The organism is Arthrobacter globiformis (assembly GCF_003261175.1).
Lineage (GTDB): Bacteria > Actinomycetota > Actinomycetes > Actinomycetales > Micrococcaceae > Arthrobacter > Arthrobacter globiformis_A.
This window is the reverse complement of the sequence record NZ_QLNP01000089.1, coordinates 70,359-85,564: the sequence shown is the minus strand read 5'-3', so window position 1 is coordinate 85,564 and position 15,206 is coordinate 70,359. Positions and strand designations below refer to the sequence as shown.

Genomic DNA, 15,206 nt, shown 5'->3' with positions numbered 1-15,206 from the left:
AACCGTTCACCGCCGGAACCCCCGCGCGGCCAGGGCGGCCCGGGCCTCGGCCAGCAGCGACCGGGGCGAGAACCGCGCCCGCTGGCGCCGCCAGAAGCCGACCGCCCCGGTCATCTCCTTGAGGGAGCCATCCACCACGTCCCAGTACTCCCGGACCTCATCCTCACTCGGCTGGCCCGCCCCGAAGATGGAGGCGTCAGCCCGGTGCGCCAGCACGGTGGTGGTGGCGCCGGTGGCGGGGAACGCCTCGGCAACTACCGCCGCCGTTTCCCGCCTGGTTGCGCGGCTGTCAACGGCGGCGCCCATGTCCGTTGCCAGGCTGAGGACCTCGTTCCAGCCGCCGCCGACGCGCTGGGCAGGGTCGCCGCCAGTGAAGCGGGCCTTCCGGCGCCGGGACTTCAGCAGGGCGATGAGCAGCAGCGGCAGGGCGAGGATGCCTACGGGAATCATGGCGATGCCGATGGCTGTGAGGATGGGACCCCACAGCAGCCAGGGATTGTTCTTCTTCTCGTCGGCGTCGAGCGCGTCGGGAGAGGAGTCCGGCGGCAGGTCGGCGGGTTCCTGCGGCGGGGGCGGCGGCTGCAGGACCTGGGGCTTCGGCTTGGACTTGCTTTCCGGGTCGGGCGGGATGGGAACGTTGTCCTTGGGCGGTGTGGGGTCGAAGGCCACCCAGCCCACCCGGTCGAACGCCACCTCCACCCAGGCGTGGACGTCCTTGCCCATGATCTTGATTTCGCCGGCTCCGTTCTCCGGGCTCTTCGGATCAGGGTAGAAGCCCATGACCACGCGCGAGGGGATGCCCAGGTGCCGCAGCATCAGGGACATCGCCACGGCATACTGCTCATCGTCGCCCAGCATCTGCTTGGCGGTCAGCAGGTCGCGGATGCGCCCCGCACCGTGCCCGGAGACGCTGGGAAGCTGGCCGTCGGCAATAAGCCCGTTGCTGAAGGCACCCTTCTTCTGGAAATGGGCCTCGATCTGCCGGACCTGGTCCACAGCGGTCGGGGCGTCCGCGGCCAGGTCGTTGGCCTGGGCGCCCACCACCGGCGGCACTTCGCTGGTGTCCGGCAGGCTGACCTTGGCGAAGTCGTATTGTGTCAGCTGCCCGTGCTCCAGCTTCACCGGGTCCGAGACCTGCACAGTGTAGGAGTCACCACTGGACAGACCCTGGGTGGTCACCGCGGTGTCGGTTCCGGAGTTGAAGTACAGCCCTGAGGCAGCGGCGGACGAGCCCTGGCCGAAGCTGAGGCCGGTGGTCTTCCGTCCGCCCGGAACGAAGTAGCCCTGATAGTCATCAATGGTGATGTCCAGGCTGTAGTCATTCGTCGGGACCGTGTCCGTGGCGTCGGCGAGCGTGTTGATCGATTTCGCGTCACCCACCTTGCTGAAGCTGCCGGAACCGTTAGGATCCATCGCGTAGTTGGTGCCGTTGTAGGAATCGAGTGCCCCGAGCCGGACCCGGGCGTCCTTGGGCAGCCCCTTGACCGTGAACAGGGCGTCGTCCTTCTTGTCCTTGACGAAGTTCCGGAAGCTCGCCAACGGCGTGACGTAGTCCTTGGGATCAAAGGGCGGAACGACGACGTTGCGGAGGACGCGCCGCTCGTCACCGGCGGCGATCAGCGGCGAGACTGCCGCGGTAATTCCCACCGTTGCCGCCAGGACCGCGGCTCCGGCCGCGAGGCGGCGCATGCGTGCCTTACCGGCCGTGCCTGCGTCGTACTGGGGGCGGTTCACCGAGACCTTGCGCGTGTCGCGCCGGCGCAGGGCGTCCCGCCGGAAGGTGGCCCAGGCGATACCCACCACCGTCAGCGCGATGCCCCTCTCCACGGTCAGGAACCCGGCGTTTGTGCTGAAGGCGATGCCGGTGACAAACAGGACCAGGACCGGCAGCAGCGGCCAGTAGGGGCTCCGGATCCGCCAGGTCAGGACACCGGCGGCCACGGCCGTGATGAGGGAGCTCAGGAACGGAACGATCAGCACGCCACCCGCGGTGCCCACGGGCACTCCGACGGTGAGCATGTCCTTCCACGAGAAGACGACGCCGAGCAACAGCGTCCGCAGGGATTCCAGGCTGGGGAGGAATCCCGCCACCGCGGCATCGGGAACGGCGAGGACTGTCCCCAGCACCAGGTAGGCGCCAAAGGCCGCAGCCGTGGTGATCACCAGCCCCAGCCGGAAATGGGCGTTGCAGGCAGCGATGGCCAGGCCAAGGATGATCCCGCCAAAACCGGCAATCAGGTAATACGGGTCGCCGCCGAAGCTGAGGCTGAACCCCAGGACACCCAGCCCGAGCAGAACGGTGAGGGCACCGCCGTCGAGCACGAAATGCCACAGCGGCCGGCCATCGGCAAAGGCGGACTGGGCGGCCGGCGTGACCAGGCGGCGGGGGCTTTCCGGGCGGCCTGTCCGGGTTGAACGGCGGGGGCGGAGACCTGGGGCCTCACTCATGCTGCAGCCTTTCGCAGGACGGAGGGAAGGTCGGAGAGGTCACCCACGGTGAGGACCGTGAGGTCGCCGATGTTGGCGCGGGCCGGGGTGGCGCCCAGGTCGATAAGCACGGCGAGGCTTCGGACGCCGGGCGGCACCGAGGCGGCGGCCGAGCGCAGCTGGGTGGGTGTCACCTGGCTGCCCACCACGAAGAAGACCACGGAGGCGTTGGGCACCGTGTCGGCAAGCGTGCGGGCGAGGTCGACGGCGGTCTTCCGCAGCGGGGTGCCGACGACCCTGGTCATGTCGTCCAGCATGTTGCGGCCGGTCTCGCAGCGCAGCGGACCCGCCTGGGTCAGGACGTCCAGTTCGCGCTGCTCGCGGATGGCCTGGCGCCCGATCGACGCGGCTGCCGAGATGGCCAGCTCGAATTCCTCCTCCGAGGCGTATTCGTCGGTGTTGATGGACAGCGAAATGGCCAGGTGGGCACGGCGGGTTTCCTCAAACTGGCGGACCATGAGCTTGTTGGTCCGGGCCGTGGTTTTCCAGTGAATGTGCCGGCGGTCATCCCCCGGGACGTAGTCGCGCAGCGCGTGGAAGGAAACATCCGCGCTCGACAGTTCCGTGGTGGGCATGCCTTCCAAGTCGCGGATGAACCCTGCGGCGGAGCCGGCCAGCGCCACGGTCCGCGGATGCACGTACAGGTCCTGCGGTTCCGTCCAGAGCACCTGCCGGCGGAGCAGGTGCAGCGGATCGGCACGGACGGAGCGCACAGGACCCACCACGATGACGGCCCTGCGCGCCGTCGGGATGGTGAACAGGTCCTCGTGCACCTGCTGCGGCTTCATCCGTGGGAGGTGGAAGACTGCGGTGGCTGCCCCGACGGGCAGTTCGAGGTCAGCCGGCAGGAGCGGCCGGGCAGACGTGTTGGACACCGCAATGCTTCCCACGGCGCTGTCCCCCACCGCCACCCTGGTCCGCGCGAGGTCAAGCAGGACCCCATAGGAGGACCTGCCCAGGATGAACCCGCCGGCGATGACGAAGAGAACCACCGCCGCAATGGCGGCAGCCTTGGCCTCCTGCCAGCCGTAGGCGTTGCCGGCCGCCCACAAGAGAACTGCAGCGGCCAGCACGGACCAGCCCAGGACGCTGACCACGGACAGGACGGGCCGGACGCGGCGGCCCCACACGCCATCGGCCATCCGCCAGGCGGGGCCGAGCGCCAGCCGCGCCAAACTGCTGGCCTCGGACCACACCCTGGCCGGGCGAATCTGGTGCTGCACCTTGGGCAACTGCAGCGCGGGCCGCCGCAAGCTGGACAGCCGCACCCGGGGCAGCCGCACCTTAAACCGCTGCACGCTAGACGGCGGCGCGCTGCTGCGGCGCTGCGACATCAGCCAGGACACGTCCCAGAACGGCTTCCGCCGTCGCCCCGGAGAACTCCGCCTCGGGGTCCATCACGAAACGGTGGGTCCAGACGACGCCGGCGAGGTCCTTGATGTCGTCCGGCAGGACGAAGTTGCGCCCCTGGCTTGCGGCCCAGACCTTGGCCGCCCGGACCATGGCCAGGGCGCCGCGGACCGACACGCCCAGGCGGGTCTCCGGAGCGTTGCGGGTTTCCTCGCAGAGCCGGGAGATGTACTCCAGTACGGCGGTATCGACGTGTGCGGTGGCGGCGAGGTCCGCCATGTCCGCCACGGCCTGCGTGGTGATGACGGGCTGCAGGTCCCGGGACCGGTCCTTGAGGTTGGATCCGCCCAGGAGCTGGACGGTGGAGGCGTGGTCCGGATAGCCGATGGAGGTCTTGAGCAGGAAGCGGTCCAGCTGGGCCTCGGGCAGCCGGTACGTGCCCGCCTGCTCGATCGGGTTCTGCGTGGCCAGCACCATGAACGGCCGCCCGGCTTCATATGTGGTGCCGTCCACAGTGACGCGTGACTCCTCCATGACTTCCAGCAGGGCCGACTGCGTCTTGGGCGAGGCGCGGTTGATCTCGTCGGCGAGCACAATGTTGCTGAAGATCGGTCCCTTGTGGAATTCGAACTTCTGGGTCTTCTGGTCGTAGATGGTCACGCCGGTGACGTCGGAGGGCAGCAGGTCCGGGGTGAACTGGATGCGGCTGTTGGACCCCTGGACGGTGGCGGCGAGGGCCCGGGCGAGCGACGTCTTGCCGGTACCGGGTGCATCTTCAAAGAGGACGTGGCCCTCGGCGAGCATCGCGGTGAAGGTCAGGCGGATGACGTGCGCCTTGCCCAGGACGGCCTGGCCCACATTGGCGACGAGCTTTTCAAACGTCCCTGCAAACCAGTCGGCCTGCTCGCTAGTCATTGTCATGGTTGTTCCTCTTCTGTTTCGTGCAGTCGTAGTTGGTGTGGCGGCTGGCGCACCGGGGATTACCGTCGCGGCATTCCGGCCGGCGGGTTGGTCCCCAGGGAGGTGGTGTCTCCGCGGGCAAAGTTCCCGGCGGCGGGCCCGGAAGTCAGGTGATACCAGAGCCGGCCCGATGAGCCCCACCGCACGTAGTAGTCGGCCTGGGCGGTGATCCCCGTGTCGAACCACTTGCCAGGGCTGAGGCACTGATCGGGATTGCTGTTCCGGTAGCTGTCAGTACTGCTGTTGGGCTCAGTGCAGGTGCGCACCGGTGTGGCACTGATACTCCAGGACGTAGGCGGTGGAGGAGTCGGATCAGCACCTGACGTGGCAACGGCAGAGCCGGGCTGTCCGCAGTCCTTGTCGCCGTCGGTGCCGTTGCATGCACGGACCCGCAGTGTATGCCTTTGGTTCCAGCCTCCGCCGTCACGGTTGTACTGGCGTTTCAGCCCCACCGACGTAAACCCGCCCCCGTCAAAGCTGACCTCGTAGCGGTTGATGACCCGGCCGTTGTCATAGGGCGCGTTCCAGGTCCAGTGCACCTGCGGGTCCCCCTTGGGTGACGTCTCGCCGGTGACCGCCGGCGTTGCCGGCGCGCCATAGGGAACAGCCGAACCAATCGCCTTGGCATCACCTGAAACGTTGTTCTTGGTGGAGAAGGCAATGATGTTGACCGTGACGTCCTTGCCGTTCGGCTGCCCGTAGATGGTGCCGCCGGGTGCACTGATGGGGCCGGAGCCGTAGGCAGTGGTCCAGCGGTAGCCAATCTCCGATGCCTGCGATCCATTTCGCTGGGCCTGGGTCAGCGGGGTGAAGGTGACCTTCAGCTGGCCGTTGTTTCCCGGGGCGTGAACAGTGCCGCTGCTGACCGTACCGGGTTTTCCCGCGGCCCGGATGGGGGCGGACTGGGCGCTGGTTCCGGACGTGCCGGCCTTGTTTTTAGCGGAAACGGTGAACGCGTAGTCAGACTCGGAGTTGCCCACCGTGACGTTCAGGGACGTGCCGGAGGCCACCTGCTGGCTCTTGACTACTGCCCCACTGTGCAGCGTGGTGAGTGTGTAGGAGGAGACGGCATCCCCGTTGTTGTTCGGAGCCGTCCAGTTCACCTGGAGCTGGCTCTGGTCCCCCACCGGCGCGACGTCCGAGACGCTCGGGGCGGCCGGCGTCACCGGCACGCCGGCCGGCACCTCGGCCGCGGAGTAGGTGCTCCACTCCGAGGGGTCCTTTGCATCGTTCCGGGCGAGGACGCGTACCTTGTAGGCCACGCCGTTGGTAAGTCCCTTCCAGACGTAGCTGGTGGACGTCAGGTTTTGGATCTGCGGGTTCCGGCCGCTGGGTGCTGGTGAAATTTCCAGATCGTAGGATTTGATCGGCGAGCCCTTGCTGGCCGGCGCCTTCCAGGCAATGGTGAGCTGCTTGTCGCCGAACTTCAGACCCGGCGCCAGCGGCATCTCGGGCTTCACGTCCGGCCGGACTTCAGCCGAACCCGGTGAGCGTTCGGACTCGCCAAACTCGTTCGTCGCCGTCACCTGGAAGTGGTACTTGGTGTTGTTCACCAGGTTGTTCAGGGTGCACGAGTTGGCCGGGCACTCCTGCTTGTATCCGCCTTCGCCGTACACCGTGTACTTGGTGATGGGTGACCCGCGGTCCGCGGGGGCAGTCCAGTTCAGCAGCGCAGTCCGGTCACCCACACTCTGTGCCTGCGGCGTGGTGGGTGCCAGAGGTTTGTCCTTGACCGTGAGCCGGATGCGGGCGGTGGCCTGGCGCGAGACTTCCCCGGTCTTGTCCACAACGGTGTAGGCGACAACCATGGCTCCGGAGAACCCTGCGGCCGGAGTGACCACCACGCTGTCCCCCTCCACAACGACGTTTCCTGTGCCCGTCTCGGCCGTCGCCGCCGCGATCTTCAGCGGGGTATCCGGGAACGGGTTGGCATCATTTGCCAGCACCTTGATAGTCACCGGCTTGCCCGCCGCGGCGTTTGCCTCCACGTCGTCATTGGCCACCGGCTTGGCCCGGTTGGTCGCCGTAACGGCCAGCCGGAACGTGGCGGTGGAGTCAAGGCCCCGCGGGTCCTTCGCCTTCACCTGCACGGCGCCCCCGTCGCCGGGCCGCAGCCCGTCCTTGGCGGAGACGTTCAGGGACGCGCCGTCGATGGCCACGTTGAAGCCCTGGGGAACTGCGCCGGCGATCTCGTACTTCATGTTCGCGGCGTCGTCGCCATCCGGGTCGGTGGTCAGTTTGGCCAGATCCGCGGCGGCGGGGTCGCCCAGCGGAACGTCCACCGCACCGCCGAGCAGTACCGGCGGGTTGTTCCGGTTGGGGTCGGGCAGCACCTTAGTGCGGATGCTCAGCGTGGATTTGAGTCCGGCGGGGTCGTCCGGGCCCGAGCCGTCCGTCACCTCGAAGGTGATGGACCCGGGGCCCACGTAGTCCTTGTCCGCGGTGTACCTGACGGCTGTGCCGTTAGCGGCCACCGGGTTGCTGCCGTCCGCACCGATGAGCTTGATCCGGTCGGCCTGGGTCAGCCGGGGCGAACGTCCGCCCCGCACCTTGACCCAGTCGGCGAGGTTTGCGGTCACGGACTGGCCCGCGACCACTTCGAGGACCTCGTCCTTGGCAAGGGTGGGAACCTGCTGGCCGAGGCCCGGCACCCAGATGATCGCCGTGGACTTCTGGCCGTCGACGTCCTCCACGGTGTAGGGCACCAGCTGCGGCTGGCCGGTCAGCTCCACGATCATGTTGCCGTCCGTGCCCGGCCGCGCAGTTTCGGCGGCGCTGCTGACCTTGAGGTTCTCGCCCACGCCGTCAGGGTCTTCGTCATTCTTGAGGACGGGGACGTCCACGGCGGTCTTGCCAAGCGTCTGCGCGGAGGTCACCCGGTCATCCCGGGCGATCGGTGCCTGGAGCGGGACGTTGCTGTCCACCACCATCCGGATGGCTGCCTGTGCGGACGCCCCTCGTTCGTCGGCCACCGTGTAGCGGACGTTGACGGTGCCTTCGGTGGCCGGAGCCTGCAGCAGGATGCGGCCGCTTTGCTTGCTGACAGTGGCCTTCAACGCGGCATCGGCTTCGATGCCGTCGCTGACGATCCTGATCAGGTCCCCGTCCGGATCGGTGTCGTTGCCGGCCGCGTCGACGGCGATCTGCCGCCCGGGCCGGACCTTGACCTGGTCGTCCACCGGCGTGGGCTTCTGGTTGGTGTCGCTGCGCGGTGCGATGCCGACGGTGACGGTGCCGGTGTTCACGGCGCCCTGCCGGTCGACCACCTTGTAGCGGAACGTATCGGTCCCGGCACCGTTGCCGCCCGCCACGAAGTCGATGAAGCTGCTGCCCGCCGTCGCGGTGCCCATGCCGGGCGTGCTGTCGATGCCCGTCAGTTGGACGGAGTCGCCGTCCGGGTCAATGCCGTCCAGCGGCACCGGGATGCGCACCGTACCGCCAGCAACCACCCGGGCGGTCAGGTTCTTAGGCTGCGGCCGGGAGTTTTCGGCACCCTCCAGCGGCAGGACGTGGATGGTGACGGCGGCGGCGCTCTTCTGGCCCTGGGGGTCCACGGCGTTGTAGATGGCGCGCACGGTCTTGGGCTGGCTGCCGGCGATAAAACGGAGTGTGTTCTCGGAGACGAAGCTCTTGCCGTCCTCCGCCGGCACGGCCTGCGGCAGGACCGGGTCAACCGTCAGCTTTTCGCCCTGGGGGTGCGTGTCGTTGTCCAGGACGGGGATGGTCACGACGTCGTTGACGCGGACGTTGACCTCGTCGGGCTTGGGCTGCGGCGCCTCCACCACAGCCGGGGCGGGAACAGGCACCACCGAGACGCTACCCGTCGCGGAGGATTTGCCGTTGGACATCGTGTAGCGGAACAGGAAGGGGTCCTTGATGCCGGCGATGTCGGTGATCCGCAGGACGCTGTGGTCGATCACGCTGACCGACGCCGTGGCGTTCTCCGGCACCGCAACGGACTGCAGCACCAGGACCCCCCCGGACGGGTCCGAGTCGTTGGCCAGCGGGTCCAGCAGGACGCTGCCGCCCACCGGAAGGAGCGCCACGTCGTGGACGGCGACGGGATTTCCTGAGTCCTTGCCCGATTCCACATCAACCCGGATGAGGCCCTGGCTGCTTTGCGGCCCGTTGCTGGCCAGGTATGTCAGGTACACCGGCCCCGGCGTGCGGCTTCGGAAGGTGAAGGTGCCGCCGTCGGTGACCGGGCCCAGCTCTGCGGCTCCGGCGGCCTCCACCTGGGCGAGGCGCAGAGCACCGCCGTTGGGGTCGACGTCGTTCTTCAGCGGTGCGATGACCAGGTCCTGGCCCACCACGGCGGTGACGTGGTCGGCGTTGACCACGGGAGCGAGTGCGCCCGGCGGCTGGACGTTGACCACCACCTTGCCGGTGGTGGTGGCGCGGCCGTCCCAGACGGACACGCTGACGCTTTTCTTGCCGGCCGAGGCGCCGGAGTCCTGGAAGGTGAGCAGGCCGTCACGGCGGACCTTGACCTGGTCCTGCTCATTGTCGGCGGTGGCCGACATCAGGACGAGGTCGTCGCCGTCGGGATCGGCCCAGTCGGTGAGGATGTTCTGGCTGACGGTCTTGCCCTGCTCCACGAGGAGTGTGGTGGGGTCCCCGCGTTTGAAGGCCGGGGGCCGGTTCTCGTCCGGGCCCACGACGCTCAGGTTGACCTTGCCGCCGGCCGAGAGCCCGCGGCCGTCCGCAGCCGTGTAGTCGAAGGTCTCGGTTCCGGGCGCGGCATCGGCCGGCACCGTGATCTGGAAGGCGGACCCGCCGTAGATGCTTTCGATGGTGCCGGCCCGCGGCCCCTCTGCGCCGAGCGAGGCGGTCAGGACGTCGCCGTCGGGGTCGGAGTCGTTGTCGAGGACGCTGAGGACAGTGGTGCGGCCAGGCCGGACGCCGACGGCGTCGGGTTTCGTTTCGGGGGGACGGTTCGGCTTGGTGCGGTCGGGCAGGACGTTGATGGTGTTGTCGTCTGCCGATTCCTCATCCGGGTCGTCAGCCTGGTTCTTGGGCGGGACAACGTCGTCCCAGTTGTTGACCAGCTGCATGTTCTGGTTGACCAGCCACACGTTTCCCGAGTTCACGTCATTCAGGACCACAAGGTCCCGGTTGACCCGGAAAACGTAGCTGGGCGAGGCGCTGGCTTTGGGCACCGCTACGTTCTTGTTGTCCGCGGCATTCGCGCAGTCCCGCACATACTTGTTGGCTCCGGACCACGCGGCGTGGACGCAGCCGCCCAGCTGCACCGGCGCCGCCGGTACCCCCTGGCCGCCGAACGTTACGGCCTTCACGGCGGCACCGTTCAGCGGCTGCCTGAGGAGCGCCTTGCCGGTTGCCACGGCCACGGTGTCGGACGCCGGGCCCGGCTGCTGGAGCTTCGCCTCGCGCGCGTCAGCCAGCGGCACCTCGCGTCCGCCGGGCAGGAACAGATTTCCGGCGGCTGCGTCCAGGACCACAGCCTGGTCCCCCACGACAGAGATCTGGAGGTCCCCGGCGCCCTTCAGCCCGTCCCACGTGCTGGACTCGGTGCCGGTGGCTGCCCCCGCGGCGTCCACCGTGGTCACTGTCACCTGCCCCGTTTTCGGATCCGCCGAATAGATCCGGTCATCGGAACCGACGGCGGACACCAGCCCTTCGGAGCCCGCCACGGCGGGCTCACTGGACTCCTCATCGAAGGCGTTAACCGTGGACGGGGACATCGCCCACATCTTCCCGGCGGCAGGGTCGGTGACCGAGATGGTGTCGGCGCCGAAGCTCACCTGCGCCGAGCCGGGAAGCTGCTTGTCGCCGCCGAGCCTCATGTTGGCGGCTGACACCTGGTTCAGGGTGGAGCCGGATTCGTCGTCGACGAATACCTTTCCGGCGTTCTGCAGGACATCGAACGTGGTGCTGGCCGGGGTCACCGCACCGTCGAGGACCCGCGAGGGGTAGTTGAGGCGGCCGACGGCGTTCCGTGCCTTGCTGACCACCCAGACGCCGCCGTCGTTAAGGTCAACCTCGGTTGTCTTGAACCCCGGGTAGATGACGGCACCGGCCACCAGTGCTGCAGCAGCAACGGAAAAGACGGTTCCGGTGACGATCTTGTTGCGGCGGTTCCTCAGCCCCAGCTTGCCGAACAAAGTTGACACAGCGCTATTATTCCCCTGAAATCACAGCCGCCTGAGAGCGACTTGCTAGCCCCTGATTGTTCATCACGGGCCGGTGACATTCCGCCACTCCCCCGTAGAGACGTCGGAACAATTCTGAGCCTTGACTATTACATGGGCGCTGGCGGCTTGTCCAAGAACGGCCGCCGGGGCCGTTCGTTACGCTGCCCACCCTACCCGCGCAGTCCTGTCCCCGCGATGGGGAGGACTGCCCACGCTGCGGGCCCCTGGCGAGGGGTCCTAGTCCAGAACCAGGCCCTTGCCCCGTCCCCGCGCCAGGGTGACCGGCTGGATCTCCCCGAATCCCCGGACGTTCTCCACGTCCTGGGGAATGAGCACGAACCGCTCGTCCTGGTCCAGAGCCGCCGCCGTCATCGAGTCGACCAGCACGGTCCCCGGATCGGCCAGCGTGGTGAGACGGGCGGCAAGGTTGACGGTGGGTCCGTAAATGTCGCCCAGACGGGAAAGGATCCGCCCCCAGACCATGGCAACCCGTGCCTCGGGCAGGATCTCGTCCCGGGTGAAGGCTTCGGCCAGGGCAAGCGATATTTCGGCTCCCGCAGCCGGTGTCTCGGCGATGTAGAGGACTTCGTCGCCCACGGTCTTCACCAGCCGGCCACCGCCCACCGAAATGATCTCCGCGCACTTGTTCTCGAACCGCTGCACCAGCTTGGCGAGCGTCTTCTCGTTCATCCGCCGTGACAGGCTCGTGTAGGACACCAGGTCGGCGAAGCCAACGGCACGCGCCAACGGAAGCGGCGCATCGTCCTCGTCGCCTTCCCGGCCCTCCTCGCTGGCCTGCAGGCCGGCTTCGGCACGGACAGCCAGGCGCTGCACAGCGGCGTTGAGCTGACGCCGCCAAGAGTAGACGAGCATCTCCTCCAGGGGATCCACCAGGGCAGGCAGTTCGTGGACCAGCCGCTTGCGGGCCTGGGCGTCGGTAAGCCCCTGTTCGTGGACCATGTCCTCAACCAGGGCCTCAATCTGCCACACCACCATGCGGTCCGTCATCTGCCCGATGGCACGGGTGACCGAGATGGCGGCCTCTTCGGTGAGCTTTCCGTTCCGGACCAGGCCCACAGCCGTGGACAGGGCCTCCTGATCGCGCTCGGTGAAGGCGACGTCGTCGTCACCGAAATTAGGGAAGCCAAGCGCTCGCCACAGTTTGCGAGCCGAGAGCAGCGACAGGCCCACACCGGCCGCCACCTCGCGGCGGCGCAGCTTGCGTTCCCCGCCCAGAAGCCTTGTTTCGAGACTCTTTGCCGCTATGCGCTCTGCGGACAGGGTACCGGTGGCCGGAATTTCGACGACGGCGTCCGTCACCTCCCGGTGACCGGTGTCCTGCGCGCCGGACCCGTCTGCGCCAAACCCGTCTGCGCCAGTCTCGTGGGTGCCAAACCCGTCTGCGCCGACCTCGTGGGTGCCAGTCTCGTGCGTGCCTGTCTGCTGCGCGCCGCGCTGATCCTCATCGTTCATCTCTTCCACCTTCTCTCACGTGCCGCGGAAACCGCGCGCCGGGCTCATCCGGCGCCTGACCAAATCCAAATGGTTCGTCGCCCGGAAGCTCATCAAGGGCGTCCAGCAAGAACCGGTGGAAGGTGGCAACTTCCGGCACATCCTTCAGCACGTTGCCGAAATGGTGCCCGGCATCCAAGGATATATTCCCCGAACGCAACATCCGCTGGAGCATCGACTGGCTGATTGTGACATTTCGCACCGAGGCCAGGAAAACCTGCCGGTCCCGGCGCCGGAGCATGCCGTAACGCGCCAGGACCCGCTGGCTGGTCAGGACATACCTGGTGGTCTGCCACCGCAGCAGCCTGGGCAGACAATACCCCAGAAGGATCCACAGGCCGGCCAGCACGCAGCCGGCCACCGCCCAGAATGTCCCTTCCCCGGTGATGGCCGGGGCAAGCGCAGACAGGCCGCCGCGAATGATCCAGGCGCTTGCGAATGCGGCAAGGGCGGGCACCACAATGAAAACCACCGCCGGGACGAACAGCACCCTGGGCTGCGGGCGGGTCACCACGATGACCTGCTCACCCGGGAGGAGTTCTTTACGCATAACCGCTTTCGCCGGACCCCTGCTGGTCAGAGCTGCGCTTCGCAACCGCGTGCTTCTCCGAGCCCTGCGGGGACCACGGCCGCAGGTGGATCACATCCCCTGCAGTCACCACATGCTCGTGGGAAGCGGCATCCACCACCAGCAGGGAGCCTGAGTCATCAAGCCGGGACGCATGGCCGATGATTTCGTGGTCGCCGGGAAGCTGGGCGCGGACCTGCTGGCCGAGGGTGACCATCGCCGTTTCGACACGCTTGTGCAGCGACGGCCCGCCGGCCAGACCGGCCGTGGCATCGCCGTCGGCATTGCAGAAGCTGCGGTAGAGCGTGCAAAAACGCGAGAGGTAGCTCTTCAGCAGCGCGGTACGGTCCACCGTTCCGGCACCCTCCAGATGGACGGACGTGGCAGTGGGCACGGGCAGCTCGTCGTGGGTGAGAGTGACGTTCAGCCCGGTGCCCAGGATGACCGGCGGCACCGATCCGTCGCCCAGGGGGCCGAGCTGCGCGAGGATGCCGGCGATTTTTCCGCCGCGCACCAGGACATCATTCGGCCATTTCAGCTCAGCCGGGATACCCGCCGTCTCTTCCAATGCGTCGCGCAGCGCGACGGCGGCCAGGAGGGACAGCCACGAGTAGGTCTGGGTGGGCAGGGGGCGTCCGTCGGCATTGACGGGCCGCAGCACCAGCGAAACCAGGACGGAGCTGCGGGCGGGCGCTTCCCACGCACGGTCCAGCCGGCCACGGGCCGCAGTCTGATGCTCCGCCGTCAGGACTGCCAGGTCCGGCCAGGCTTGGGGATCCACGGTCACGGCCCGTAAAAGGTCGGCGTTGGTGGACCCTGTTGTCTCCACGACCGTCAGCTGGGCGATGCCGGTGGCAGCGAGGAAGTTGGCGTCCGACAGGGCTTCCCGGTCCAGGGCCGGCCGCTCGGGCAGGACCCCCGCTCCGGTCAGGTTTTCCTGCGGTCCACGGCTATCGTCAGGGCGTGCGGCATCCATAGTTGAATCCTAGCGACTCGCCGGGCCGCGCGGCCGGGAGGGCCAGTGGTGAGAAGCCGGATCACAGGAAAATGCCAGCTCACAGGAAGATGTCGGGGACCAGGTCCGCCTCGGCGGCCCCCAGACTGTAGGGCGTGAAATCCGTGACGCCGGCGGCGGCCAGGACCTGCTCGTCCGTATAGAAGTTGCCTGTGTTGATGGTGCCGGCAGTGACATTGCCCGCCCGGTCCGCAGAACCGGTGAGCACGGCATGGGCCGCGTCGGCCATGATTTCAGGGCCGCGGGCAGCGCGGACCATTGACTCACCGCCGGCCATGTTCCGGATGGCGGCCGTATTGATCAGGGTCCGCGGCCACAGCGAGTTGACGCAGATGCCGTCGTTCCTGAGCTCCTCCGCCAGGCCCAGCGTGGTCAGGCTCATGCCGTACTTGGCGATGGTGTACGCCAAGTGCCGGCCCGCCCACTTCGGGTCCAGGTTCAGGGGCGGCGAGAGCGTGAGGATGTGGCCGCCGGAGGATTTGCGCAGTGCGGGGAGCGCCAGCTTGGAGAGCAGGAAGGTGCCGCGGACGTTTATGTCCTGCATGAGGTCGTAGCGCTTCATGTCCACGGCGTCCGTCGGCGAAAGGTCGATCGCGGAGGCGTTGTTGATGACGACGTCGATTCCCCCGAACCGGCCGACGGCGGCGTCCACGGCGCGCGCGACGTCGTCGTCGTTCCGGACGTCCCCTACCAGCGGCAGGGCACTGGCGCCGGCGGCCTCCAGTTCTTCCGCGGCGCTGTAGACGGTGCCCTCGAGCTTCGCATGCGGCTCTCCGGTCTTGGCGAGCAGCACCACGTTGGCGCCGTCGCGCGCAGCCCGCCGGGCGATCGCCAGGCCGATGCCGCGGCTTCCTCCGGACATCAGGATGGTCCGGCCCCGAAGGCTGCCGGTGGCCCGGTAAGGCGTGGCCGGAACAGGGTAAGCGTCGCTGCTCGAAGTCATAGGGACACTCTAGCCGCACTTTGTTACCCGCGAGTAACATCGGCGCTTCCGTCGGCGCCACGAACGAAAATTGTAGGAACCCTACAGCGGTCCCGGGAATTTGCGTCACTAGACTAGCCATCAGGGCTTTGGAGTTGTACGGATGCTACTTAAACCGGCAGCCAGGGCCCGCGTCACGCTGCCGCAGCAGAACAGCCACAGCACAACAGCTACAGA

Annotated in this window: 8 protein-coding genes; all 8 read right to left on the bottom strand. The window is 67.7% G+C overall.

Features of this window, described 5'->3' with window-relative positions; all coding sequences use genetic code 11:
* Positions 1 to 6: 6 nt before the first annotated feature.
* Positions 7 to 2,448 carry a transglutaminase-like domain-containing protein gene (locus DBZ45_RS14290; RefSeq protein WP_223257088.1) on the bottom strand — a complete coding sequence of 814 codons (2,442 nt, stop codon included), beginning with the start codon at positions 2,446 to 2,448 and terminating at the stop codon, positions 7 to 9.
* Positions 2,445 to 3,749, bottom strand: a complete 1,305-nt coding sequence (locus DBZ45_RS14285; RefSeq protein WP_440130521.1) for a DUF58 domain-containing protein — start codon at positions 3,747 to 3,749, stop codon at positions 2,445 to 2,447. Before DBZ45_RS14285 ends, DBZ45_RS14290 begins: the two co-directional genes overlap by 4 nt.
* A gap of 37 nt (positions 3,750 to 3,786) precedes the next feature.
* Positions 3,787 to 4,758: an AAA family ATPase gene (locus tag DBZ45_RS14280; RefSeq protein ID WP_111904543.1), complete on the bottom strand. Its 972-nt coding sequence runs from the start codon at positions 4,756 to 4,758 to the stop codon at positions 3,787 to 3,789.
* 59 nt (positions 4,759 to 4,817) lie between these two features.
* Positions 4,818 to 10,931, bottom strand: a complete 6,114-nt coding sequence (locus DBZ45_RS14275) for an Ig-like domain-containing protein (protein WP_111904542.1) — start codon at positions 10,929 to 10,931, stop codon at positions 4,818 to 4,820.
* 258 nt (positions 10,932 to 11,189) lie between these two features.
* Positions 11,190 to 12,425, bottom strand: coding sequence for an adenylate/guanylate cyclase domain-containing protein (locus tag DBZ45_RS14270; protein ID WP_111904541.1), 1,236 nt, complete (start codon positions 12,423 to 12,425; stop codon positions 11,190 to 11,192).
* Positions 12,415 to 13,014: a PH domain-containing protein gene (locus DBZ45_RS14265; RefSeq protein WP_111904540.1), complete on the bottom strand. Its 600-nt coding sequence runs from the start codon at positions 13,012 to 13,014 to the stop codon at positions 12,415 to 12,417. The genes DBZ45_RS14270 and DBZ45_RS14265 overlap by 11 nt, the downstream gene beginning before the upstream one ends.
* Positions 13,007 to 14,008 (bottom strand): biotin--[acetyl-CoA-carboxylase] ligase, encoded by a 1,002-nt coding sequence (locus DBZ45_RS14260; RefSeq protein ID WP_111904539.1) that lies wholly within the window; start codon positions 14,006 to 14,008, stop codon positions 13,007 to 13,009. The genes DBZ45_RS14265 and DBZ45_RS14260 overlap by 8 nt, the downstream gene beginning before the upstream one ends.
* Positions 14,009 to 14,087: 79 nt before the next feature.
* Positions 14,088 to 14,990 carry an SDR family oxidoreductase gene (locus DBZ45_RS14255; protein ID WP_111904538.1) on the bottom strand — a complete coding sequence of 301 codons (903 nt, stop codon included), beginning with the start codon at positions 14,988 to 14,990 and terminating at the stop codon, positions 14,088 to 14,090.
* Positions 14,991 to 15,206: the final 216 nt, after the last annotated feature.